Raw genomic sequence first — 23,680 nt, forward strand, 5'->3', positions numbered from 1 at the left:
TGAGGGAGCGGCGGACGGTGCGGGGGCCGGGTACGGACCGGGTGGGAAATTGCACGAATCCCGCCCGGTGTAGCGTGCCTGTCTCAGCCATAACGCAGAATGGATGGCAGAGGTGCGCCCGGGCGCGCGGATGCAGACGTCGATGCGGTCCCCAGGTCCGCTCCGTAGGCGAAACCGCCGGAGGCAGCCGCACTCGACGAGACGGCGTAGGAGAGAAGCGATACCTGTGAGCGCAGCGACAACGCGAAGCCGCACCCCCGACCGCCTGTGCGCCGAGGCCGTCGACCTCGCCCGCGCCGCCGCCGAGGAGGCCGCCGCGCCCGGGGTGATCGGTGAGCACACGGGCCTGGTGTCGGAGGGTGACCGCGTTGTCACGCACTTCTTCGAGTGCAAGGAGCTGGGCTACCGGGGCTGGCGCTGGGCGGTGACGGTCGCCCGGGCCTCCCGCGCCAGGATCGTCACGCTCGACGAGGTCGTCCTCCTGCCCGGCCCCGACGCCCTCCTCGCCCCCGAGTGGGTGCCGTGGAGCGAGCGCCTGCGCCCCGGCGACCTCGGCCCCGGCGACCTGCTCCCCACCGACCAGGACGACCTGCGCCTGGAGCCCGGCTACACCGGCGACGAGGAGCCGCCGCCCAACTCGGTGGTGTCCGAGGAGATGCGGGAACTGGCCGAGGCGGAGGACGCCGACGTCACCCCGGGCACCTCGGCCGTCCAGCCGGGGACGCCCTCCCGGGGCACGATCGCGTCCGTCGCCGAGGAACTGGGCCTGCGCCGCGCGCGGGTGCTGTCCCGCTACGGCCTGCGCATCGCCGCCGACCGCTGGGAGGAGGAGTTCGGCCCCAAGTCCCCCATGGCCCAGGCGGCCCCCGCCACCTGTGTGTCCTGCGGCTTCCTCGCCCGCATCGGCGGCTCCCTCGGCCAGGCCTTCGGTGTCTGCGCCAACGAGTTCTCGCCGGCGGACGGCCGGGTGGTCTCCCTGGCCTACGGCTGTGGCGGCCACTCGGAGGCGGCGGTCATGCCCAAGCCCCCGCAGCCCGCCGCGCCGGTCGTCGACGAGACCCGGGTCGATCCCTTCCCGCTCCGCCCGGCCCGTGACTCCGGCTCGGTCCCGGAGACCGGCGACGACGAGACGGCGGAGCTGGGCCACTCCTGAACGGCGGCCTCCGCTGCCAGACTGCCCCGGTGATCATCAGAACGGCGCAGGAACAGGACCTTCCCGGCTTCCTCGGGCTGGCGGCCCAGGTGGAGCACTGGTTCGGGTCCATGGTGGCGGACCCCGGCTTCACCCGGGCCGTACGGCAGAGCATCGGCACGGGTACGGCGCTGGTGGCGTCGGAGGAGACCTCCTCCGGCCTCCTCGGCGCCGTCCTCTTCGGCGCGGCCCCGCCGGTCCACCATGTGCACTGGCTGGTCGTCTCGGACGGGGCGCGGGGGCGGGGCGTCGGGAGCGCGCTGCTGTCGGACGCGTTCCGCAGATGGGTCCGCGGGCCGGCCACCGTCGAGGTGGTCACGTTCGGCGCGGACCACCCCGGTGCGGTGGCCAGTGGGGCGCGCGTGTTCTACGAGCGGCTCGGCTTCACTCCGGCCGAGCCGGCGGCCCCCGGCCCGGAGGGCGGCTCCCGGCAGGTGTACCGCCGCCACGTCCCCTGAGCCGAGCCGCACCTCGGCCCACACGGTCTTGCGGGGCTCGGGCCCCGGCGTGGTACCCCAGCGGTCCGCGAACGCGTCCACGAGCAGCAGCCCGCGTCCGGAGTCGGCGTCCGGCGCGGGGCGGACCCGCTCCGGCAGCCGGTCACCCCGCGTGTCGGTCACCTCGATCCGCAGCACGTCCCCTACGGGGTACAGCGTCAGCCGGAAGTCCCGCCCGGCCGTGCGGCCGTGGGCGACGGCGTTGGCGGCCAGCTCGGCGACGATCAGGGCGGCGGGGTCCATGGGCAGGCCCCACGAGCGGAGTTGCTCCGTGGCGAGGAGGCGGGCCAGCCGGGCCCCTCGCGGGGTGGTGGACAGCTGTATCGAGAAGTTCCGGTCAGGGGTGGGGGATTCGTGGGTCACGTACTCAGCGTGTCCGTTTCCGACGCTTCTGAAGAGTGACGGAGCGGTTGCGTAGAGTCACTGTCCGCGCATGTCCGGTGGTGTCCGGGAGTTGGGGTCGTATACGGACCGGTGTCGGGGGGTTGCCGTGGGGCCGCCCGCTTCTCGGTGAGTGTCGTGCTTCCGTGACACGACACTGGCCGGGAAGCGAGCGGTCCGACGGCCACGTCATCACACCGCCCACTCCGACTCCCTCCCCGAGCAAGCACCCCGACCCACCTTCCCTTCGGCCCCCGACCCCTCCGCGCTGTACCTTCGTCCTCACGCGGAGGATGGAGAGTGATCGTGAGCAAGTTCGTGCGGCCGGCGGTGGAGGGGGCCGATCCGTTCGGGACGGCCCGGCTGCGGCGCGGGGTCCTCGACGCCTGGGCGACCAGTCCCGCCAGGTTCCGGGAGGACGCCAACGCCGAGGAGGATCTCGCCCTCGGCGGTTACCGGGACCGGCTCGTCGTCGAGCTGGCGCAGAACGCCGCCGACGCCGCCGCACGCGCCGGGACGGCCGGGCGGCTTCGGCTCACCCTCCGCGACGGCGTGCTCGTGGCCGCGAACACCGGCGCCCCACTGGACGCGGCCGGCGTCGAGTCGCTGTCCACACTGCGCGCCTCCGCGAAACGGGACGCCGCGGCCACGCACGCCGCCGTCGGCCGGTTCGGGGTCGGTTTCGCCGCCGTACTCGCCGTGACCGACGAACCGGCGATCGTGGGGCGGCACGGAGGCGTCCGGTGGTCCCTCGCCGAGGCCCGGGAGCTGGCGGCCGACGTCGCCCGGCACAGCCCGGGACTGGGTGACGAGGTACGCCGCCGGGAGGGCCACGTGCCCCTGCTGCGGCTGCCCTTCGCCGCCGAGGGCACCGCCCCCGAGCCGTACGACACCGCCGTCATCCTGCCCCTGCGCGACGCCGCCGCCGCCGATCTCGCCGAGCGGCTGCTCGCCGGCGTGGACGACGCCCTGCTGCTCGCCCTGCCGGGGCTGACGGAGGTCGTCGTGGAGATCGAGGGGCAGGAGCCGCGCACCCTCAGCCGCCGTACCGACGGTGCCTTCACGGTCGTGGAGGACTCCCGGGACGGCATCACCCACTGGCGCACCGCGTCCGCGCACGGACCGCTGACCCCCGACCTGCTCGCCGACCGGCCCGTGGAGGAGCGGCTGCGCCCCCACTGGTCGGTGACCTGGGCCGTACCCGTCGACACGTACGGCGCCCCGGCCCGGCCCCGTACCAGCCCGGTCGTGCACGCGCCGACCCCGAGCGACGAGCCGCTGGGCGTGCCCGCGCTGCTCATCGCCTCCTTCCCGCTGGACACCACCCGCCGGCACGCGGCGCCCGGACCGCTCACCGACTTCCTGGTGCAGCGCGCGGCCGACGCCTACGCCGCCCTGCTCGCCGAGTGGCGGCCGGTCGGGGAGGGGATCATCGACCTCGTGCCCGGGCCGCTCGGCAAGGGCGCGCTGGACGGGGCGCTGCGGCAGGCCGTGCTGGAGCGGCTGCCGCGTACCGCCTTCCTGCCGCCGGCCGTCGCGCCGAAGGGCGACGAGGAGCTTCCCGAGGCGCTGCGCCCCCGGGACGCCGAGATCGTGGAGGGCGCCGGCGCCGACACCGTACGGGTGCTGGCCGAGGTGCTGCCCACCCTGCTGCCGGCCGGGCTGGAGCGCCGCGCCGAGCTGCGCGCCCTCGGTGTCGCCCGGCTGCCGCTCGCCGACGCCGTCGACCGGCTCGCCGGGCTGGAGAAGGAGCCGCGGTGGTGGTGGCGGCTGTACGACAGCCTCGCCGGGGTCGACCCGGAGCGGCTGACCGGGCTGCCGGTGCCGCTCGCCGACAACCGGACCACCATCGGGCCCCGGCAGGTGCTGCTGCCCACCCCCGACGCCACCCGGATCGACCCGGACCTGCTCGGGCGGCTCGGGCTGAAGGTCGCCCACCCGGACGCCACGCACCCGCTGCTGGAGAAGCTGGGCGCACTGCCCGCGACCCCCCGTGCCGTGCTGACCACCCCGCAGGTGCGGGCCGCCGTGGCGGGCTCCCTGGAGGAGGACGGCGCTCTGGGCTGGGAGGAGGACGCGCCGGACGCCGAGGAACTGGCCGAGACCGTGCTCGCCCTGGTCCGCGACGCGGGACTGGAGCCGGGCGACGAGCCCTGGCTGGGCGCGCTCGCACTGCCCGACGAGGACGGCGAACTCGCGCCCGCCGGTGAACTGGTGTTTCCCGGCAGCCCCTTCGCCCGGATCATCCGCGAGGGCGAACTCGCGGCCGTGGACGCCGAGTTGGCCGAGCGATGGGGTGAGCAGCCGCTGACCGCGTGCGGCGTGCTGGCGGACTTCGCGCTGGTCCGCGCCACCGACGTCGTCCTGGACCCGGACGAACTGGAGCCCCGCGAGGGCGACTTCGCCGAACCCGACGACGCGGGGCTGCTGGACGCCGTGGACGTGTGGTGCGAGGACATCCTCGACCGGTTCCCGGACAGCCCGGTGCCGCCCGTCGCCACCGAACTCGTCGCCGTACGCGACCTGGAGCTGGTGGACGACGACCACTGGCCCGAGGCGCTCGCCCTGCTGGCCCGGCCGCCGCTGCGGGACGCCCTCACCCAGCCCGTGCGCATCCTGCTGCCCGACGGCACCCACGAGGTCGTCCGGCCGTACACCGCGTGGTGGCTGCGCGGGCACCCGGTGCTCGACGGGCGGCGCCCGGCCGGGCTGCTCGCGGCCGGCGGGGACCCGCTGCTGCGCGGGCTGTACGACGAGGCGGACGCGACCGGTTTCGAGGACGAGCAGGTCCTGCGGGCGCTCGGGGTACGCACCTCCGTCGGCGCGCTGCTGGACGAGCCCGGCGGCGCGGCCGAGCTGCTGGACCGGCTCGCCGACCCAGAGCGCCCGGTCACGCCCGCCCAACTGCACGGGCTGTACAGCGCGTTGGCGGAGCTGGACCCCGAGCGGGTGACCCTGCCGGAGGAGCTGCGGGCCGTGGTCGACGGGCGGGTGGAGGTCGTGGACGCCGCCTCGGCCGTGGTGGTCGACTCCCCGGATCTGCTGCCGTTCACCTCCGGGGTGCCGCTGCTGCCGGTGCGGCCCGCGCGCGCCGCCGAGCTGGCCGAGCTGTTCCAGGTGCGCCGGCTCAGCGAGTCCGTCACCGGCGAGGTGCACTCCGAGGGGGCCGAGCACGATGTGCCCGAGTCGGTGCGGGTGCTGCTCGGGCCGCGTACGCCCGCGGCCTACGTCGAGCACGAGGAACTCGTCGTGGACGGCGTGGAGATCGACTGGCGGCTGACCGACGACGGCGTGCTGCACGCGGCCACCCTGGAGGGGGTCGCCGCGGGGCTGGCCTGGGCGGCGGGCCAGTGGCCGCGCCGGTTCGAGGTGGCCGCGCTGCTGGAGGACCCGTCGCGCACGGAGGAGCTGGCCCGCGACCGGTGGTTCGACTGACCCCGGGAGTGGCCCTGTCCACCGACTCCCCGGAAAGTTCACATCAGTAGTACAACCTTTCACATCTCTCCCCGGTCAGATCAGCGGAGTCATCCCGACTCCCTGATCTGAACGTGGGGAAACACATGCGCATCCGTGCCTCTGTCGCCGTCGTGAGCGGCGCTCTGGCCCTGTCCGCCCTCGCCGTGCCGGCCGCCCAGGCCGACGCCGTCGAGGGCAACGTCAAGATCACCAAGGTGGTCGTGGACGGTGACAACAAGGTGCAGATCGGTACCTCCGGCGCGGTGACCGTCAAGGTCAGCGTGACCGCGACGGACAACTCGGGTATCAAGGGCGCCGACGAGTTCGACCTCTACGGCCCGGACAACGGCATCGAGACCACCGGCAAGCCCACCTGCACCAAGGTCAACGCCACCACCTCCACCTGCACCGCCTCGGTGAAGATCGACCCGAGGACGGACTACCTCAGCAACAAGAGCGCCGGTACCTGGTACGTGGACGCGTGGATCGACGCCAAGGACGGCGACTACATCTGGAAGGAGAAGGCCGGCTCCTTCTCCTTCCAGCGCGCCGCCAAGCTGACCGCCAACGCCACCCCGGAGCCGGTGAAGAAGGGCAAGACGATCACCGTCACCGGTGCCCTCACCCGCGCCGACTGGGAGTCGCTGAAGTACGCCGGTTACGGCTCGCAGTCCGTGAAGCTCGAGTACAGCAAGAAGAGCACCACCGGCTACACCACGGTCAAGACCATCAAGGCCGACTCCAAGGGCAACCTGAAGACGACGGTCAAGGCCTCGGCCGACGGCTACTACCGCTTCTCCTACGCGGGCAACTCCGGCACCGCCGCGGTCAACTCCGTCGCCGACTTCATCGACGTGAAGTAAGCCGCCGTACCCCCGGGTTGCGCCACCCGGGGGTATTCGGTGGGCCGAACCCGGCCGGGAAGAGCCCTGACCCGTGGAAACCGGGGTCTGTGGCGGGGATCTGATCGCGTGAGTCGACCGACTCCGCGATCACTTCTCCCTCCAAGGGAACACATATGCGCATCCGTGCCACCGCAGCCGCCGTCTCCGGCGCCCTGGCCCTCTCCGCCCTCGCCGTGCCCGCCGCCCACGCGGCCCCCGCGGCGCCGAACGTCACCTTCTCGCACATGAAGGTCAACGGCGGCAAGGCGATCACCCTCGGTGCCACCTCCACCGTGAAGGTCAAGGCGACCTACACCGTGACGCACCCCGCGACCGTGTCGATGTCCGACGTCCTCACCGGCCCGGTGCTCTACCGCGGCGACTCGGCGAAGTACGCCGACACCCAGGTCGCCGGCGACGACCCGGGCACCTGCGCCAAGGTGGACGCCACCACCGCGAACTGCTCGGCCACGATCACCGTCCCCGCCCGCGAGCTGTACGACTCCGACGCCGGCACCTGGAAGAAGGGCGGGGTCGCGGTCGACAAGAAGACCGGCGCCGACAGGTGGCAGAACGACCTCGGCACCCTCCCGGTCCGTCGCGCCGCCCAGCTCACCACCGACGCCGCCCCGGAGCCGGTGAGGAAGGGCAGGACGATCACCGTGGCCGGCAGGCTGACCCGCGCCGACTGGCCGCACGGCACCTGGGTCGCCTTCGGCGGCCGGCCCGTCGAGCTCCAGTTCCGCAAGGCGGGCCGCAGCGCCTACACCACCGTCAAGACCCTCACCGCCTCCGCCACGGGCGCCCTGAGGACGACGGTGACGGCCGGCTCCGCCGGGTCCTACCGCTACCGCTTCGCCGGCACGTCCACCACCTCGGCCGTCAGCGCCCCGGCCGATCACGTCGACGTTCGGTGAGAGCCGCGCGCACGGGTGCCCCGGCGGCGGCCGGGGCACCCGTGCGCGTGCGCTAGACGGTGCCGGCGATCCAGCCGACCGTCTCCGTGGTGTGGCGGCCGTCGCTGCGGGTGGTGGCGTTGAGGTTCAGCTCGTTGAAGCGGATCAGGAAAACCTGGTGGTTGACGTCGTGCAGCCGGATGCCGGACGTGCATGGCGCCGGACGCTCTGCCCAGCCCGCGGGGTCACTCATACGGCCGTCACCCTGATAGGTGATTCCGGTGAGGAGATTTCCGGCCATCGGCCGGCGAGGCCTACACCGGGAAACGGCGGCCGACCCCTCTCCACAGGTACTCCAGCGCCACCGCCGCCACCGCCGCCACGCCGACCGCCGCCCACGGCATCGTCACGCCGACCAGTTTCAGCGCGAAGAAGTCCTGGAGCGCCGGGACGGCGAGGACCAGCAGGAAGGCCACGCCCATCGACGCCACCAGGGTCACCCGCCACCAGGTGTAGGGGCGGGCGATGATCGCCAGTACCCACATGGAGACCAGGAACAGGGTCAGGGTGGCCGCGCTGGTCTCCGCGTCCAGCGCGCCCGGGCCGGAGTAGTGGTGCCGGGCGAGCAGATACGTCAGGAAGGTCGCCGCCGCGGCCACCGCCCCGCCGGGAACCGCGTACCGCATCACCCGGCGCACGAAGTGCGGTCTGGCCCGTTCGGTGTTGGGCGCGAGGGCCAGGAAGAAGGCCGGGACGCCGATGGTGAGCGTGGACAGCAGGGTCAGGTGCCGGGGCAGGAAGGGGTACTCCACGCGCGCGCACACCACCAGCACCGCCAGCAGCACCGAGTAGACGGTCTTCACCAGGAACAGCGTCGCCACCCGCGTGATGTTGCCGATCACCCGGCGGCCCTCGGCCACCACCGAGGGCAGGCTCGCGAAGCTGTTGTCCAGCAGCACGATCTGCGCGACGGCCCGGGTCGCCTCGGAACCGGAGCCCATGGCGACCCCGATGTCCGCGCTCTTCAGGGCCAGCACGTCGTTCACGCCGTCCCCGGTCATCGCCACCGTACGGCCACGGGACTGGAGCGCGTCCACCATGTCCCGTTTCTGCTGCGGGGTGACCCGCCCGAACACCGTGCCCGCGTCCAGCGCCTCGGCCATCGCCGGCGGGTCGGCGGGCAGCCGCCGCGCGTCCACCGCCGTGCCCTCCAGGCCGAGCTTCGCGGCGACGGCGCCGACCGAGACCGCGTTGTCCCCGGAGAGGATCTTGGCCCGCACGTTCTGCTCGGCGAAGTAGCGCAGGGTGTCGGAGGCGTCGGGCCGCAGCCGCTGTTCGAGGACGACCAGGGCGGTGGCACGGGCGCCCCGGGCCGGTTCGGGGTCGTCCAGGTCCCGGTGCGCGCGGGCCAGCAGCAGCACCCGCAGCCCCCGCTCGTTGAGCCGCCCGGTCTCGGCGAGGGCCGGGTCGTCGGGGGCGAGCAGCACGTCCGGGGCGCCCAGCAGCCAGGTGCTGGTCTCGCCGTCGCCCTCGCTGAACGCGGCCCCGCTGTACTTGCGGGCGGAGGAGAACGGCAGCGACTCCACGCAGCGCCACTCCTCGCTGTCCGGGAAGGCGTCGATGATCGCCTGGAGGGAGGCGTTCGGGCGCGGGTCGGACTCGCCGAGCGCGCCGAGCACCTTGCGCAGGTACGTCTCGTCCGCCCCGTCCAGCGGCCGCAGCTCGGTGACGTCCATGCCGCCCTCGGTGAGGGTGCCGGTCTTGTCCAGGCAGACGGTGTCGACGCGGGCCAGGCCCTCGATGGCCGGCAGCTCCTGCACCAGGCACTGTCTGCGGCCCAGCCGGATGACGCCGATCGCGAAGGCCACGGAGGTGAGCAGCACCAGCCCCTCGGGGACCATCGGCACGATCCCGCCGACCGTGCGGGCCACGGCGTCCTTGAGGTCGTTGTTCTTGACGACGAGCTGGGTGACGACGAGCCCGGCGGCCGCCGGGACCATCATCCAGGTGACGTACTTGAGGATGGTGGAGATGCCGCCGCGCAGCTCGGAGTGGACCAGTGTGAAGCGGGAGGCCTCCTCGGCGAGCTGGGCGGCGTAGGCCTCGCGGCCTACCCTGGTGGCCTGGAAGGCGCCGCCGCCCGCGACCACGAAGCTGCCGGACATGACCTGGTCGCCGGGGCGTTTGACGACGGGGTCGGCCTCGCCGGTGAGCAGCGACTCGTCGATCTCCAGCCCGTCCGCCTCCGCGCACACCCCGTCGACCACGGCCTTGTCGCCGGGGCCGATCTCGATCAGGTCGTCCAGGACGATCTCATGGGTGGCCACCTGGACCGCCACGCCGTCCCGCCGTACCGTCGGCCGGGCCTCCCCGATCACCGCGAGGGAGTCCAGGGTCTGCTTGGCCCGCCACTCCTGGACGATCCCGATGGCGGTGTTGGCGAGGATCACGAAGCCGAACAGGCTGTCCTGGATCGGCGCGACGCACAGCATGATCAGCCAGAGCACGCCGATGATCGCGTTGAACCGGGTGAGGACGTTCGCCCGGACGATCTCCCCCAGCGAGCGGCTGCTGCGCACGGGTACGTCGTTGACCTGGCCGCGCGCGACGCGTTCGGCGACCTCGGCGGGGCCGAGCCCGGCCGGGCGGGTTCTCGGTGACGGCGCCGGACGCGCCGGATCGAGTTCCGCGCCCGCGCGTATGTGGCTCATGCATTCGACGGTACGTGCGGACGCGCCCGCCCGCCCACCGGCGCCGGGCACTCGCCGTCCGTCCGCGCCGTCGGCCGCTCGCCGTCTGTCCGCGCCGGGCCGCTCGCCGCCCGTCCGTGACGTCGGCCGCTCGCCGGGTGTTACCGGGCGGCCGGATCCAGGGAAGCGGCCCGCTTGATCGCCGCGTCCCGCTTGCGGACGTACCAGACGCCGATCAGCCCCAGCCCGCCCCCGGCCAGGCAGGTCCACAGCCACCAGGTGTGGCCGTGCTCGTCGAACCAGCCGTAGAACGGCAGCTGGACCAGGAAGAGGACGAACCACACGATCGTGCCGCCGGTGATGGTGGCGACCACGGGGCCCTCCAGGGGCTCCGGCGCCTCGTGCTTGGGGGTCCACTTAGCCATGCGCACAGCTTATGCGCCGCCGCTGTCTACGCGCGGAGATAGCGATCTATGACTCATACGTTCATACTGGAGCCGTTTGTCTTTGGCCGCTTCCGCTCGTATGAAACTCCAACAGGGCTCGGGGGAACCCCGTTGGTGATGAGGTCACGCATGTCCACCTCGGCACCTGCCAAGGTCCCCACCCCCGAGAGGCCGGGTGGCGCTCCCGCCTTCGGCTTCCTCGACCGCTACTTCAAGATCTCCGAGCGCGGCAGCTCCGTCGCCCGTGAGGTCCGGGGCGGTCTCGCCACCTTCTTCGCGATGGCGTACATCATCGTGCTGAACCCGATCATCCTCGGCAGCGCGAAGGACATGTACGGTCACCAGCTGGACAACGGCCAGCTGGTGACGGCCACGACGCTGTCGGCCGCGTTCACCACGCTGCTGATGGGCGTCATCGGCAACGTGCCGATCGCGCTCGCCGCCGGCCTCGGCGTGAACTCGGTCGTCGCGCTCCAGCTCGCCCCGCGCATGTCCTGGCCGGACGCCATGGGCATGGTCGTGCTGGCCGGTTTCGTGGTCATGCTGCTGGTCGCCACGGGCCTGCGCGAGCGGGTGATGAACGCCGTGCCGTTCGGCCTGCGCAAGGCGATCTCGATCGGTATCGGCCTGTTCATCATGCTGATCGGCCTGGTCGACTCCGGCTTCGTCACCCGGATGCCGGACGCCGCCCAGACCACCGTCCCGCTCCAGCTGGGCGTCGGCGGCCACCTCACCGGCTGGCCGGTGCTGGTCTTCGTCCTCGGCGCGCTGCTCACCTTCGCGCTGATCGTCCGCAAGGTGCCGGGCGCGATCCTGCTCTCCATCGTCGGCATGACCGTCGTCGCGATGATCATCAACGCGGTGGCCACCGTCCCGTCCTGGGGTCTGACCGTCCCGAAGTGGCCGGGCAACCCGGTCTCCACCCCCGACCTCGGCCTGCTCGGCCAGGTCAGCCTGTTCGGCGGTTTCCACAAGGTCGGCATCCTGACCGGCATCCTCTTCGTCTTCACGGTCCTGCTGTCGTGCTTCTTCGACGCGATGGGCACGATCATGGGCATCAGTGACGAGGCCAAGCTGACCGACGCCCAGGGCTACATGCCGGGCATCAACAAGGTCCTCTTCGTGGACGGCCTCGCGGTCGCGGCCGGCGGTGCCAGCTCCGCCTCGGCCACCACCGCCTTCGTGGAGTCCACGGCGGGCGTCGGCGAGGGCGCGCGCACCGGCCTCGCGAACGTCGTCACGGGCGGCCTCTTCGCCGTCGCGCTGTTCCTCACGCCGATCGCCACGATGGTCCCGTCCCAGGCGGCCACCCCGGCGCTGCTCGCGGTGGGCTTCCTGATCCTGTCGAACTCCATCAAGGAGATCGACTGGGCCGACTACACCATCGCCATGCCGGCCTTCGTGACGATGCTGATGATGCCGTTCACCTACTCGATCACCAACGGCATCGGCATGGGCTTCATCGCCTTCACGGTGCTGCGCCTGGCCGCCGGGCGGGCCCGGGAGATCCCGTCGGCGATGTACGTCGTCTCGGCCGTCTTCGCCTTCTACTACCTGATGCCGGCCCTGGGGCTCACGTGACCCCGTAGAACCCCCTCCGAAGGAGCGCCCGGACCACGGTCCGGGCGCTCCTTCCTTTTCCGCCGGGCGGTGGCGGAACCAGTGGTGGGCGTCACGGGCGGGACGGGCCCGCCCAAGTGGTCTTTAGTAAGAGTAATGAGTTACGCTAAAGAACATGCCGGACCTTACCCATGGCGACGACGCTGCCGCCGTGAACGCTCTCCGCTCCGCCGTGATGCGGCTGTCCCGTCGGCTCAAGCACCAGCGGGTGGACGAGTCGCTGAGCCCCACCGAGATGTCGGTGCTCGGCACCCTCGCCCGCTGCGGCTCGGCCACCCCGGGCGAACTGGCCCGCAAGGAGCACGTCCAGCCGCCGTCGATGACCCGCATCGTCGCGCTGCTCGAAGCCAAGGGACTGGTCCGGCTGGAGCCGCACCCCGAGGACCGCCGCCAGAAGGTGGTCACCCAGACCGAACAGGCCGAGGCGATGCTCGAAGAGAGCCGCCGCAAGCGCAACGCCTTCCTGGCCGGCCTGGCCGAGGGCCTGGACGAGGACGAGTGGGCAGCCCTGCGCACCGCCGCCCCCGTGCTGGAGAAACTCGCACACCTGTAAGCGCACCACCCGAGGAGGCGAACCCTTTTGAGTACGGGATCCGGAACACCTTCCGCCCCCGCACCGACCCCTACCACCCCCACGCCCGCTTCCGGCAAGTCCTCGATGTTCAGCTCGCTGAGGATCCGGAACTACCGCCTCTTCTTCGCCGGCCAGGTCGTCTCCAACACCGGCACCTGGATGCAGCGCATCGCCCAGGACTGGCTGGTCCTCAGCCTCACCGGCTCCTCGGCCGCCGTCGGCATCACCACGGCCCTGCAGTTCCTGCCGATGCTGCTGTTCGGCCTGTACGGCGGGGTCCTCGTGGACCGCCTGCCCAAACGGCCCACCCTGCTGGTCACCCAGACGGCGATGGCCGTCACCGGGCTCGCGCTCGCCGCGCTGACCCTCTCCGGACAGGTCCAGGTCTGGCACGTCTACGTCGCCGCCTTCGCCGTCGGCCTCGCCACGGTGGTGGACAACCCGGCCCGCCAGTCCTTCGTCTCCGAGATGGTCGGCCCCGACCAGCTCCAGAACGCGGTCAGCCTGAACTCGGCGAACTTCCAGTCCGCCCGGCTCGTCGGCCCCGCCGTGGCCGGCCTGATGATCACCGGCGTGGGCACCGGCTGGGCGTTCCTCGCCAACGGTCTGTCCTTCGCCGCGCCCATCACCGGCCTGCTGCTGATGCGCGCCCGCGAACTGCACGTGGTCGAGCGCACGCCGCGCGGCAAGGGCCAGCTGCGCGAGGGCCTGCGCTACGTCGCCAAGCGGCCGGAGCTGATCTGGCCCATCGTCCTGGTCGGCTTCATCGGCACCTTCGGCTTCAACTTCCCGGTGTGGCTGACCGCCTACGCGGACGACGTCTTCCACGCGGGCGCCGGCGCCTACAGCCTCTTCAACACCCTGATGGCCGTCGGTTCCCTGGTCGGCGCCCTGCTGGCCGCCCGGCGCGGCACGGCCCGGCTGCGCGTGCTGATCGCCGCCGCGCTGGCCTTCGGCACGCTGGAGATCGTCGCCGCGGCCGCGCCGTCGTACTGGCTGTTCGCACTGCTCATGGTGCCGATCGGGGTGTTCGGCCTCACGGTGAACGTCACCGCGAACACGGCCGTGCAGATGGGCACCGACCCGGCCATGCGCGGCCGGGTGATGGCCCTGTTCATGATGGTGTTCATGGGCGGTACGCCGCTGGGCGCGCCGGTGGTCGGCTGGATCACCGACACCTACGGCGCCCGGGCCGGCTTCGCCGCCGGCGGTGTGGTGTCGGTGCTCGCGGCCGGCGTCATCGGCTTGGTCCTGGCCCGCATCGGCGGCCTGCGGCTGGCGGTGGGCTGGCACCACGGCCACCCGAGCGTCCGCTTCGTCCCGCGCGAGCGGGAGCGGCTGGCCACGGCCGCGTAGCTCTCACGCGGGCACGAGGTTCCGCGGTCCCGGAGGGGCTAGTCGACCCTCCGGGCCAGCACCTGTCCCGGCCAGGCGTCCGGGCCGTGGGCGTAGGCGTGCGTCGGGGTGAAGCCGTGGGACTCGTAGTAGGCCACCAGCTTGCGGTCGTCACCGGCGTAGCAGTCCACCCGCAGCAGGCCCACGCCCGCCCTCCTGGTCACCTCGGCGGCGTGCGCCAGCAGCGCGCCGCCCGCGCCCCGGCCCTTGAAGCGGCGGTCGGAGGCGAGCCAGTGGATGTACCGCTCGGGCTCGCCGGGGGCCGGCAGGTGCGACAGATAGGCGCCGGGTCCGTCGGTGAGGGTGAGGGTGGCCGCCGGCTCCCCGTCGATCTCGGCGATGTACGTGGTGCCCTCGGCCATGGCCCGCTCGACGGCCTCGGCGGTCCTGGTCCCCGACAGCGGCTCGGTGCCCCACTGGCGGGTGCGGCCCTGTGAGACCAGCCACTCCACGCTGCTGTCGAGCATGCGGAGTATCGCGGGCAGATCGTCGGGGCCGCCTTCCCGGATGGTGATCGTCATCGCCCCATCATGCCCGTTCGGGTCTGGGATCGTGAGGGGCATGAGACTCTTCGCCGCCGTACTGCCCCCGGAGCACATCGCGGACGAACTCGCCGTCGAGGTGGACCGGTTGCGGCAGCTGCCGGGGGCCGGCCGGCTGCGCTGGACGGGCCGCCCCGGCTGGCACTTCACGCTCGCCTTCTACGGTGAGGTCCCCGACGACGTCGTACCCGCCCTGGCGGACCGGCTGGCCCGTGCGGCCCGCCGGGCGGCGCCGTTCACCCTCGCCCTCGCCGGCGGCGGCCAGTTCGGCCAGGGCCGCGCGCTGTGGGTGGGCGCCCGGGGAGACGTGGCGCAGCTGCGGCTGCTGGCCGGGCGGGCGGAGGCGGCGGCGCGCAAGGAGGGGCTGCCGATGGGGGAACACCGGCCCTACAAGGCCCATCTCACGCTGGCCCGCAGCCGGCACGCGCTGGACGTACGGCCGTACGTCGCCGCGCTCGCGGACTTCGCCGGCGGCAGCTGGGCCGTGGCCGACCTGGCGCTGATGCGCAGCCGTCTGCCGGCGTCCGGGGTGCCGGGGGAGCAGCCGCGGTACGAGGTGGTCGGGCGGTGGGCGCTGGGCGGGGGCGGTTAGTCTCGAATACGTGGACCCGAAAACCCGGAACCGGATCATGGCCGGTGCGCTTGTGTTGATGTTCGTGGTGGTGGCTGTGGCGTCGGCCATGCGGTAGGAGTACGCCGACGGAAGCTGCGGGCCGTTCTTCGGCTGCGGGCCGGTTGTGGCTTGTCGCGCAGTTCCCCGCGGGCCCCTGCGGGGTGCCTTTGCCGGTGGGGGCTGTTCTTCGGGTGCGGGTTGTCTGTGGCTTGTCGCGCAGTTCCCCGCGCCCCTGACGGGGCGCCTTTGGTGGGCGTGGGGGGAGAGGGGCGGGGAACTGCGGGCCTGTTCTTCGGCTGCGGGGCGTTCGTGGCTGGGCGCGCAGTTCCCCGCGCCCCTTTCGGGGCGCTGGCCCCTCGGGGGTTACCAGGCGAAGGCCTCCGGGGACGGGCCCGGGCCCGGGAAGATCTCGTCGAGGCCGGTCAGCAGGTCCTCGCTCAGTTCCAGTTCGACGGCGCGCAGGGCCGACTCCAGCTGTCCGGCGGTGCGCGGGCCGACGATCGGGCCGGTGACGCCGGGGCGGGTGAGCAGCCAGGCCAGGGCCACCTCGCCGGGCTCCAGTCCGTGCTTGTCGAGCAGGTCCTCGTAGGCCTGGATCCGCGCGCGGGCCGCCGGGTCCTTGAGGGTGTCTGCGGCCCGGCCGGAGGCACGGCGACCGCCCTGGACCTCCTTCTTGATGATCCCGCCGAGCAGACCGCCGTGCAGCGGCGACCACGGGATGACCCCGAGGCCGTAGTCCCGTGCGGCCGGGATGACCTCCATCTCGGCGCGCCGCTCGTACAGGTTGTACAGGCACTGCTCGCTGACCAGCCCGATGGTGCCGGCGCGGCGGGCGGCGGCCTCGTTGGCCTGGGCGATCTTGTAGCCGGGGAAGTTGCTGGATCCGACGTAGAGGATCTTGCCCTGCTGGACCAGGACGTCGATCGCCTGCCAGATCTCCTCGAAGGGCGTGGCCCGGTCGATGTGGTGGAACTGGTAGAGGTCGATGTAGTCGGTCCGCAGCCGCTTCAGGCTGGCGTCCACCGCGCGCCGGATGTTCACCGCGGAGAGCTTGTCGTGGTTGGGCCACGCCGGCGCGCCGTCCGGGCCCATGTTGCCGTACACCTTGGTGGCGATGACGGTCTTCTCACGCCGGCCGCCGCCCTTGGCGAACCAGTTGCCGATGATGGACTCGGTCCGGCCCTTGTTCTCGCCCCAGCCGTACACGTTGGCGGTGTCGAAGAAGTTGATGCCCGCGTCCAGCGCCGCGTCCATGATCGCGTGGCTGTCGGCTTCGTCGGTCTGCGGACCGAAGTTCATCGTCCCGAGGACGAGCCGGCTGACCTTGAGTCCTGTGCGTCCGAGTTGCGTGTACTCCATGGTCCACAAGCCAACGACTTGGAGTGCGCTCCAGGCAAGGCCCTGCCGTCGCGCGCGCCCGGCACCGGGCGCGCGCGAGGAGCCGGTCAGTCCTGCGGCCGGGTGAACATGCCGGGTTCGTAGGAGCCGCCCTGGTGGTGCGCGATCACGCCGAGCCGGTTGGCCGCGTTGATCACGGCGACGAGGTAGACCAGCGCTGTGGTCTGCTCCTCGTCGTAGTGCTCGCGGACCTCCTGCCAGGTCGCGTCGGACACGCCCTGGTGGGCGTCGGCGAGCCGGGTGCCCTCCTCGGCGAGCGCCAGCGCGGCCCGCTCGGCCCCGGTGAACACGGTGGAGTGGCGCCAGGCGGCCACCAGGTGCAGCCGCGTCGCGGTCTCGCCGGCCGCCGTCGCCTCCTTGGTGTGCAGGTCGGTGCAGAAACCGCAGCCGTTGATCTGGCTGGCGCGCAGCATCACCAGCTCCTGGGTGCTCCGGGGCAGCGCCGACTGCGTGACGCCGAGGCCGAGGGCGGCGAACCGCTTGCCGAGCCCGGCGCCGAGGTCGTTCGCGGTCAGGTCGATACGGGGGGCCGTGGTCATGGTGTCGGTCGTGGTGCCGGTCATGGTGTGTCGTCCTCACGAGGGAGTGGGTGCCGCGCGGACGTGGGGCGCGGCGTCCTGTCGCCCACGAGATGCCGGCCGGTCCGCCGGTGTGACAGGGCGGGGCGTGTGACCCGCGTCACCGGCCGGCCGGCCCGCTCGCCGGCGGATCCCCGCAGGCGGTCCACTCCCGACGGATTGTCAGAGGCGTCCCCTACGCTGCGGAGCAGCATCACTCCTGGAGACCGACATGTCTGTTCGCGCCCGGCTCGTCGCCGACGTTCCCGCGCCACTGCCCCCGGCGGAGGCGGACCACCCCGAGCTGCTCGGCCTGCCGGGCCGCCGCCTGCTGGCCCAGCGCGGCGAGGACGCGCTGCTGGTCCAGCGGCTGGACGACGCCTTCGCCCCGGTGGGGGAGCCGGTGCGGGTGCCCGCGCCCTGGCCCCGGCGGCGCGGGACGTGGGCGGTGGCGCCGGACGCGAGCCTGGCCGTGTTCGCGGGCGTGCACGCCGTGCGCGCGGTGGAGCCGTCGGGACGGACCCGCTGGGAGGTCCGGCACGGCTGCTGGTACGGCGCCTGCCAGGAGTCGCACGGCTCGTACGAGGAGTACGGCGACCGCGCCGACCACCGGTACCCGGACGGCGGTTCCGCCGGGTTCTCGGCGGACGGCGCCTTCGTCTGGGCGCACATACGCGGGCCGCTGGCGGCGGGCGAGCCGGACCCGGAGGCCGTGGACGAGTGGGTGCTGCTGGACGCCGCGGACGGGCGGCTGCTCGCCCGGGCCGACGCCCGCGCCGCGGCGGCGGGCAGCTTCCATCTGCCGCATCCGTCCGACCCGGGCCAGATGGGGCTGAGCATCGGGGAGGGCCAGGACGGGGCGCCGCTGCGCTGGGGCCGCTGGGACGGGCGGGAGCTGACCGTCGCGTACGTGGAGGGGGACCTGGCGCTGGTGGGGGTGAGCCCGTCGGGGGAGCGGCTGCTGACCGTGACCCACGACCAGGACGTACTGGCCGTGCGCGACACCGGGGGCGCGGTGCTGGACGGTCTGGAGTGGGAGGCGGAGACGGCCGTACCCCGACATCCCGGGGCGGAGCCGGAGAACGACGAGGCGTTGCCCTACTGGGACTGGGAGGGGGGCTTCCTGGACGAGACGACGCTGCTCGGTTCGACCGTCGAGGGCGACGAGGAGTGGGGGGAGGGGCGGCACTGGCTCGTCGACACGGCGGGGGAGCGGACGCCGGTGGAGATCGTCTACCCGCTGCCGGTCGGCCACGGGGCGCCGACGGCTCTGGGCGGGGGGATGTGGGTCACGCAGGCGGAGTCGGGGGAGGGACTGTACGTCTGGCGCCGGGACTAGTCGCGGGGGAAGCCGTCGGTCTTCAGGACGAGGTCGATCACGGTGCCGGTCAGGTCGATGTCCTCGCCGAAGGCGATCTTCGTCCGCGTGATGTAGTCGCCTTCCTTGGGCTGCGTGTAGACGTAGCACATGCCCTTGTAGGGGTCGGCGATCAGGTACAGGGGGACTTCGGCGGCGGCGTAGGCGGCCTTCTTCGGGCCGTAGTCGTTCGCCGCGGTGCCCTTGGAGATGACCTCGGCGACGAATTCGACGTCCTGGTGCTGCCAGCGGCCCTTCGCGTTCAGGGTCGCGCCTTCCCTGACGATCGTCACATCGGAGGCGAAACCGTTGAGGCGGCCCGGGTAGTCGATCCGTACGTCGGACTTCAACCGCCCTCGCGGGAACTTGGCGGTCAGTTGCAGGATGATGTCCAGGGTGATGTCCCAATGGGTGTCCCGCTGCGGCGACATGTAGACGCTCCCCTCGACGATCTCGACCTTGAATCCCTCGGGGGTGGGCTCAAGCCGGTCGAACATCTCGTCGAGCATGCTCTCGTTGTCGCGCTCGGCCATCGAGATCCTGTCTTCGAGGACGGTCACTTGGCGCTCCTCCCCGGCCGCCCCACGAACAGGTGCGGCCGCGCAGTACAACGATAGGCACCACGCCCACGGAACGCCGGTTTTCAGCCGACTTGATCAGTCCTCGTACGGCATTCCGACCCCCCACGCCTCCCACATCGCCCCCGCGAACGCCGCCGCGATCCGGTGCTCCCCGTTCGCGTTGGGATGGGTGCCGTCGTAGGTGTCGGTGTGGATGTCCCACTCCTCGGGCAGCGAGGCCAGCAGCAGCGGCGACCGTGCCTCGTCCAGGTCGGCGACCGTCTTGGCGAGCAGGGCGTTGAACCGGTCCACCTGCTCGGCGAAGGGCGCGTCCGACGCGGCCCGCACGTTGGGTATGACCGGCAGCAGCACCATCCGTATCCGCGGGCGGGCCTCCCGCGCGCTAGCGACGAACGCCCGTACGTTCTCGTCCGTCTGCTCGGCGTTGGTGTAGAAGCCCAGGTCGATCAGGCCGAGGGAGACCAGCAGCACGTCGGCCCGGTGCGCGCGCACCGCCTCGCCGATCAGCGGGGTCATGTGCAGCCAGCCCTCGCCCCAGCCCGCCAGATGGCCGCGCGGGAAGCCGGGTTCGGCGTAGGCGAGGGACGTCGGCTCGCCGGCTTGCTGGTCGTAGACCGTCTCGCGCGGGCCGACGAAGGTGAACGGGCCGCCGTACGTCTCGCACAGGTGTCGCCACAACCGGTAACGCCACGTGTGTTCCCCCGCGCTCCCGATCGTCATGGAGTCGCCCACGGGCATGAACCTAAGCATCGGCTCATCATGGACGATGGCCGGGGCCCGTGGACCGCCGGGGGGTGTGAGGCCGACCACCTCCCCCGGACCCCCTCCGGGGATGGCAGGCTTGGCTCATGCGTCGATCGTTCGCCGTACTCGCCGGGGCGCTGCTCGCCGGTGCCTGCGCGCTGCCCGCCTCCGCCACCGGGACCGCCGAGGGCGCGGGGGACAAGGGGTTCACCATCAAGGACCCTCGGATAACCGAGTCCAGCGGGCTCGCCGCCTCCCGGCAGCACCCGGGCGTCTACTGGACGCACAACGACAGCGACGACGGGCCGTACCTGTACGCCGTGGACAGCGCCACCGGCCGGACCGTCGCCCGCATCACCCTGCGCGGGATCGGTGCGCCGCGTGATGTCGAGGCCATCTCCATCGGGCCGGACAACCAGATCTACGTGGGCGACATCGGCGACAACTTCGGCGGGAAGTGGCCGTACGTCTGGATCTACAAGCTGCCCGAGCCGAAGCGGCTGACGGACCAGACGGTCACGGCCACGCAGTACGTGGTGAAGTACGCCGACGGTCCGCGCGACGCGGAGTCGCTGCTCGTCCACCCGAAGACCGGGCGCGTGTACATCGTCGACAAGAACGAGGAGGGCGGGCACCTGTACGAGGGGCCGGCCACCCTCTCCACGTCCGGTGCGAACGTCTTCCGCCAGGTCGCGCCCGTCGATCTGTGGGCGACCGACGCCGCGTTCTCCCCGGACGGCCGGCAGCTCGCGGTGCGCGGCTACTTCGGGGGCGTCTACTACGACTGGAACGACGGCCGGATCAAGCGGCGGGGGCGGCTGGACGTGCCGTTCCAGGGGCAGGGCGAGTCCGTGTCGTACTCCGCCGACGGTACGAAGCTGATGTACGGCAGCGAGGGCGCGGACAGCTCCGTACAGGCGGCCGACGCGCCCGAACGGTCCGCTGCCAAGTCGCCGTCGGGGGAGGGGAGTTCCGACGGTTCGGGGGACAAGGGCGGTACGCCGAGTCTGAAGGTGGGCGCCGTGATCCTGGCCGTCGGGGTGGCGGCGTTCCTGGGGCTGCGGCGGCTGCGGCGGAGCTGACCGGGCGAGCGGCGGCCGGACGGACGGCGGCCGGACGGACGGCGGTCGGGTGAGCGGTCGCCGGGGGTGCGGTCGCCGGGTGAGGCGCGGTCGGTCGGTGTGTACCGAGGTGTGCCGCAGGTATTGACGTGCTCATGTTGATCTGGGTTTCCTGTGCGGTGCGCGGCGCTTGGGAGCGCTCCCATTCCAAGTAGGCCGCCGCGCCTGCCGAGAGGAACCGACACATGTTCCGCACCCTCCGAAGAGCGCTGTGCACCGCTGCGGCGGCGCTCCTTCTGCCTCTGACCGGGGCCTACGCGGCACAGGCGGCCGACGCGCCCACGGCCGCCGCCGCCCCCGGGGCCGGCTACTGGCACACCAGCGGCCGGCAGATCCTGGACGCGGCCGGTCAGCCGGTGCGCATCGCCGGGATCAACTGGTTCGGCTTCGAGACCAGCAACCTGGTGGTCCACGGGCTGTGGTCCCGCGACTACAAGAGCATGATCGACCAGGTGAGGTCGCTGGGCTACAACACCCTCCGGATCCCCTACAGCGACGACATCTTCAAGCCCGGTGCCACGCCCAGCGGCATCGACGTCTCCGGCGGCAAGAACGCCGACCTCCAGGGCCTGACCTCGCTCCAGGTGCTGGACCGGATCGTCGCGTACGCCGGCCAGGACGGGCTGAAGGTCATCCTGGACCGGCACCGCCCGGACTCGGCCGGCCAGTCGGCGCTCTGGTACACCGCGTCCGTCCCGGAGTCGACGTGGATCGCCAACCTCAAGTCGCTGGCCGCCCGTTACCAGGGCCAGGACACGGTGATCGGCATCGACCTGCACAACGAGCCGCACGATCCGGCGTGCTGGGGCTGCGGCGACCAGGCCACCGACTGGCGCCTGGCGGCCCAGCGCGCCGGCAACGCGGTGCTCTCGGTCAACCCGGACCTGCTCGTCTTCGTCGAGGGCGTGCAGACGTACAACGGCGTGTCCGGCTGGTGGGGCGGCAACCTGATGGGCGTCGCCCAGTACCCCGTGCAGCTCAGCGTGCCGGGCCGGGTGGTCTACTCCGCCCACGACTACGCCACGAGCGTGGCCCAGCAGAGCTGGTTCAGCGACCCGTCCTTCCCGGCCAACATGCCGGGCGTCTGGGACAAGTACTGGGGCTACATCTTCAAGCAGAACATCGCTCCCGTGTGGGTGGGCGAGTTCGGTACGACGCTCCAGTCGGCCGTCGACCAGAAGTGGCTGGCCGCGCTGGCGGACTACCTGAGGCCGACATCGACGTACGGCGCGGACTCCTTCCACTGGACCTACTGGTCGCTGAACCCCAACTCCGGTGACACCGGCGGCATCCTGAAGGACGACTGGACGACCGTCGACACGGTCAAGGACGGTTATCTGGCGGGCATCAAGGCGCCGCTGTTCCCGGGCGGCGGGAGCGGTGGCGGTGGCGGTGGCGGCGGGGACAACGGCGGCGGGGGCGGCAGCACGCCCGCGTGCAGCGCGTCCTACACCGTCAGCAGCGACTGGGGCGGCGGCTTCAACGCCGAGGTGAAGGTGAGCAACACCGGCACGGTCGCCCTCAAGTCCTGGAAGGTGACGTGGACGTGGGGCGGTGCCCAGAAGATCTCGTCCATGTGGAACGCGAGTTACACCCAGAGCGGCTCGAGCGTGACGGTGGTGAACGCGGCTCACAACGGGAGCCTGGCGGCCGGGGGTTCGGCGAGCTTCGGCTTCGGAGCGGCGCCGGGCGGGGCGGCGACACCGGCACTGACCTGCACGGCGGCATGAGAGAAGGGCGCCCGGCGAGCACCGGGCGCCCTTCGTCGTCGTAGGCGGGGAGTCGCTGCGGTCCGAGCGGTTACTTCACGCACCCGGGAGCCGGGAACGGGGTGGTGGACGCGGGGTGACCGCCACCCTCCATGTTGGTGCGGAGCTTCGGCGCCGCTCCCTTCGGGTCGACGATCTGGGCCAGGAACCCGGCGCTCTTGGGCAGCGACGGGTGGGCGCGGTTGACGACTCCGGCGAAGCGGGTGCCGTCGCCGGCGTCCTTGAAGAACGCCGACGGACCGCTCAGGCCGTTGCTCAGCACGGCGACGGTCCCGGCTCCGATGAAGCTCTCCGTGATGACCGTGCAGCCCCGGGCGTCCGGGGTGCCGACCTTGGGGAGCGCGAAGGTGCGCGGGCCACCCTTGGCGCCCGTCACCCGGAGCGCGGGCTTGGCGCCCTTGGCGTCGGTCAGCCGCAGGGAGAGACCGCGCTGCGCGGCCGTGACGTGGCCGCGGTCGAGCTTGGCCAGGGTGCGGCCCATGTACGCGTCGCCCGACCGCCAGTGCGCCGGGACGGCGCGGATCCATGCCTCGGGACCACCCGCCTTCGGGTCGTTGCGCAGGACGGCCACCATGTCCTTGCCGATGGCGACGGCCTTGCCGGCGTAACGGCCGGCGGGGTTGGGCTTGGGGGTGGCCTCGGCGGCCTTGACGGTGGGGGCGGCGGAGGCGGTCGCCGCCGGCAGGACGGCGGTGGTGCCGAGGGCGGTCAGGAGGACCGAGGCGGTCAGGAGGGCGCGGCGGTGGCGTGCGGACGCGGACATGGAAAGGGCTCCTCAAAGCGTGCGCGAACAGCGGAAGACGGGATTCGTCGGAGCGGCGACGAGAAAACGATAAGTAGGCGTATACGACACCACTGTCTTCCTATTGTCACGGAATTTCGACAGGAACTGGAACCCTGATCTCCGCTGTCGGCCCCGGAAATGTGGTGCAGAGGCACAGTTAAATTATGGTGAACGCCCGGCAAA

Annotated in this window: 21 protein-coding genes and 1 pseudogene; 12 read left to right on the top strand and 10 right to left on the bottom strand. The window is 72.2% G+C overall.

Annotation, left to right across the window (positions count from 1 at the left end; all coding sequences use genetic code 11):
- The first annotated feature begins 226 nt into the window (after positions 1-226).
- The gene (locus IE251_RS06260; protein WP_189751884.1) at positions 227-1,153 is read left to right on the top strand and encodes a DUF3027 domain-containing protein; all 927 of its coding nucleotides are present in this window, start codon (positions 227-229) and stop codon (positions 1,151-1,153) included.
- Between the two features lie 29 nt (positions 1,154-1,182).
- A complete protein-coding gene (locus tag IE251_RS06265) occupies positions 1,183-1,650 on the top strand; it encodes a GNAT family N-acetyltransferase (protein WP_189751885.1) in 468 nt (155 codons plus the stop codon).
- A gap of 6 nt (positions 1,651-1,656) precedes the next feature.
- Here the strand turns inward: IE251_RS06265 and IE251_RS06270 are convergent.
- Positions 1,657-2,052: pseudogene (locus IE251_RS06270) on the bottom strand (ATP-binding protein); the annotation flags it as partial.
- 324 nt (positions 2,053-2,376) lie between these two features.
- Here IE251_RS06270 and IE251_RS06275 point away from each other — a divergent pair.
- From IE251_RS06275 to IE251_RS06285, 3 genes are all read left to right on the top strand, one after another.
- Positions 2,377-5,505 (top strand): sacsin N-terminal ATP-binding-like domain-containing protein, encoded by a 3,129-nt coding sequence (locus tag IE251_RS06275; protein ID WP_189751886.1) that lies wholly within the window; start codon positions 2,377-2,379, stop codon positions 5,503-5,505.
- A 125-nt stretch (positions 5,506-5,630) separates the two neighbouring features.
- The gene (locus IE251_RS06280) at positions 5,631-6,389 is read left to right on the top strand and encodes a calcium-binding protein (protein WP_189751887.1); all 759 of its coding nucleotides are present in this window, start codon (positions 5,631-5,633) and stop codon (positions 6,387-6,389) included.
- Positions 6,390-6,544: 155 nt separating this feature from the next.
- Positions 6,545-7,327: a DUF5707 domain-containing protein gene (locus tag IE251_RS06285; protein WP_189751888.1), complete on the top strand. Its 783-nt coding sequence runs from the start codon at positions 6,545-6,547 to the stop codon at positions 7,325-7,327.
- Positions 7,328-7,379: 52 nt separating this feature from the next.
- On the opposite strand, the gene IE251_RS06290 is transcribed toward IE251_RS06285, so the two are convergent.
- The 3 genes from IE251_RS06290 to IE251_RS06300 all read right to left on the bottom strand — a co-directional run bounded on the left by IE251_RS06290 (position 7,380) and on the right by IE251_RS06300 (position 10,421).
- The gene (locus IE251_RS06290; RefSeq protein WP_189751889.1) at positions 7,380-7,559 is read right to left on the bottom strand and encodes a hypothetical protein; all 180 of its coding nucleotides are present in this window, start codon (positions 7,557-7,559) and stop codon (positions 7,380-7,382) included.
- A 61-nt stretch (positions 7,560-7,620) separates the two neighbouring features.
- A complete protein-coding gene (locus tag IE251_RS06295) occupies positions 7,621-10,017 on the bottom strand; it encodes an HAD-IC family P-type ATPase (protein ID WP_189751890.1) in 2,397 nt (798 codons plus the stop codon).
- Positions 10,018-10,157: 140 nt separating this feature from the next.
- Entirely contained in the window at positions 10,158-10,421 is a 264-nt protein-coding gene (locus IE251_RS06300) for a DUF2530 domain-containing protein (RefSeq protein WP_078844333.1), read from the bottom strand.
- Between the two features lie 150 nt (positions 10,422-10,571).
- Here IE251_RS06300 and IE251_RS06305 point away from each other — a divergent pair, with 150 nt between their 5' ends.
- The 3 genes from IE251_RS06305 to IE251_RS06315 all read left to right on the top strand — a co-directional run bounded on the left by IE251_RS06305 (position 10,572) and on the right by IE251_RS06315 (position 13,992).
- Positions 10,572-12,023 carry an NCS2 family permease gene (locus tag IE251_RS06305; RefSeq protein ID WP_189751891.1) on the top strand — a complete coding sequence of 484 codons (1,452 nt, stop codon included), beginning with the start codon at positions 10,572-10,574 and terminating at the stop codon, positions 12,021-12,023.
- A 154-nt stretch (positions 12,024-12,177) separates the two neighbouring features.
- Positions 12,178-12,615 carry a MarR family winged helix-turn-helix transcriptional regulator gene (locus IE251_RS06310; RefSeq protein WP_189751892.1) on the top strand — a complete coding sequence of 146 codons (438 nt, stop codon included), beginning with the start codon at positions 12,178-12,180 and terminating at the stop codon, positions 12,613-12,615.
- Between the two features lie 27 nt (positions 12,616-12,642).
- On the top strand, positions 12,643-13,992 hold the full coding sequence (locus tag IE251_RS06315; protein ID WP_189751893.1) for an MFS transporter: 1,350 nt from the start codon (positions 12,643-12,645) through the stop codon (positions 13,990-13,992).
- Positions 13,993-14,030: 38 nt separating this feature from the next.
- On the opposite strand, the gene IE251_RS06320 is transcribed toward IE251_RS06315, so the two are convergent.
- Positions 14,031-14,552: a GNAT family N-acetyltransferase gene (locus tag IE251_RS06320; protein ID WP_189751894.1), complete on the bottom strand. Its 522-nt coding sequence runs from the start codon at positions 14,550-14,552 to the stop codon at positions 14,031-14,033.
- Positions 14,553-14,592: 40 nt separating this feature from the next.
- Here IE251_RS06320 and thpR point away from each other — a divergent pair, with 40 nt between their 5' ends.
- Positions 14,593-15,165, top strand: coding sequence for an RNA 2',3'-cyclic phosphodiesterase (thpR, locus tag IE251_RS06325; RefSeq protein WP_189751895.1), 573 nt, complete (start codon positions 14,593-14,595; stop codon positions 15,163-15,165).
- Positions 15,166-15,549: 384 nt separating this feature from the next.
- Here thpR and IE251_RS06330 read toward each other — a convergent pair whose 3' ends face one another.
- Both IE251_RS06330 and IE251_RS06335 read right to left on the bottom strand, forming a co-directional pair.
- The gene (locus tag IE251_RS06330; RefSeq protein ID WP_189751896.1) at positions 15,550-16,545 is read right to left on the bottom strand and encodes an aldo/keto reductase; all 996 of its coding nucleotides are present in this window, start codon (positions 16,543-16,545) and stop codon (positions 15,550-15,552) included.
- An 86-nt stretch (positions 16,546-16,631) separates the two neighbouring features.
- Positions 16,632-17,123, bottom strand: coding sequence for a carboxymuconolactone decarboxylase family protein (locus IE251_RS06335; RefSeq protein WP_189752164.1), 492 nt, complete (start codon positions 17,121-17,123; stop codon positions 16,632-16,634).
- 250 nt (positions 17,124-17,373) lie between these two features.
- On the opposite strand from IE251_RS06335, the gene IE251_RS06340 reads away from it, so the two are divergent.
- The gene (locus IE251_RS06340; RefSeq protein ID WP_189751897.1) at positions 17,374-18,480 is read left to right on the top strand and encodes a hypothetical protein; all 1,107 of its coding nucleotides are present in this window, start codon (positions 17,374-17,376) and stop codon (positions 18,478-18,480) included.
- Here the strand turns inward: IE251_RS06340 and IE251_RS06345 are convergent.
- A complete protein-coding gene (locus IE251_RS06345; protein WP_229896634.1) occupies positions 18,477-19,058 on the bottom strand; it encodes a Uma2 family endonuclease in 582 nt (193 codons plus the stop codon). The two genes, IE251_RS06340 and IE251_RS06345, sit on opposite strands and share 4 nt — an antisense overlap.
- Positions 19,059-19,154: 96 nt before the next feature.
- Entirely contained in the window at positions 19,155-19,829 is a 675-nt protein-coding gene (locus tag IE251_RS06350; RefSeq protein WP_189751898.1) for an SGNH/GDSL hydrolase family protein, read from the bottom strand.
- 98 nt (positions 19,830-19,927) lie between these two features.
- Here IE251_RS06350 and IE251_RS06355 point away from each other — a divergent pair, with 98 nt between their 5' ends.
- Positions 19,928-20,905 carry a WD40 repeat domain-containing protein gene (locus IE251_RS06355; protein ID WP_189751899.1) on the top strand — a complete coding sequence of 326 codons (978 nt, stop codon included), beginning with the start codon at positions 19,928-19,930 and terminating at the stop codon, positions 20,903-20,905.
- Between the two features lie 224 nt (positions 20,906-21,129).
- A complete protein-coding gene (locus IE251_RS06360; protein ID WP_189751900.1) occupies positions 21,130-22,674 on the top strand; it encodes a cellulase family glycosylhydrolase in 1,545 nt (514 codons plus the stop codon).
- Positions 22,675-22,744: 70 nt separating this feature from the next.
- On the opposite strand, the gene IE251_RS06365 is transcribed toward IE251_RS06360, so the two are convergent.
- Positions 22,745-23,476 (bottom strand): hypothetical protein, encoded by a 732-nt coding sequence (locus tag IE251_RS06365; RefSeq protein WP_189751901.1) that lies wholly within the window; start codon positions 23,474-23,476, stop codon positions 22,745-22,747.
- Positions 23,477-23,680 lie beyond the last annotated feature (204 nt).

The sequence above is a fragment of the Streptomyces eurythermus genome, assembly GCF_014649115.1.
Classification (GTDB): domain Bacteria; phylum Actinomycetota; class Actinomycetes; order Streptomycetales; family Streptomycetaceae; genus Streptomyces; species Streptomyces eurythermus.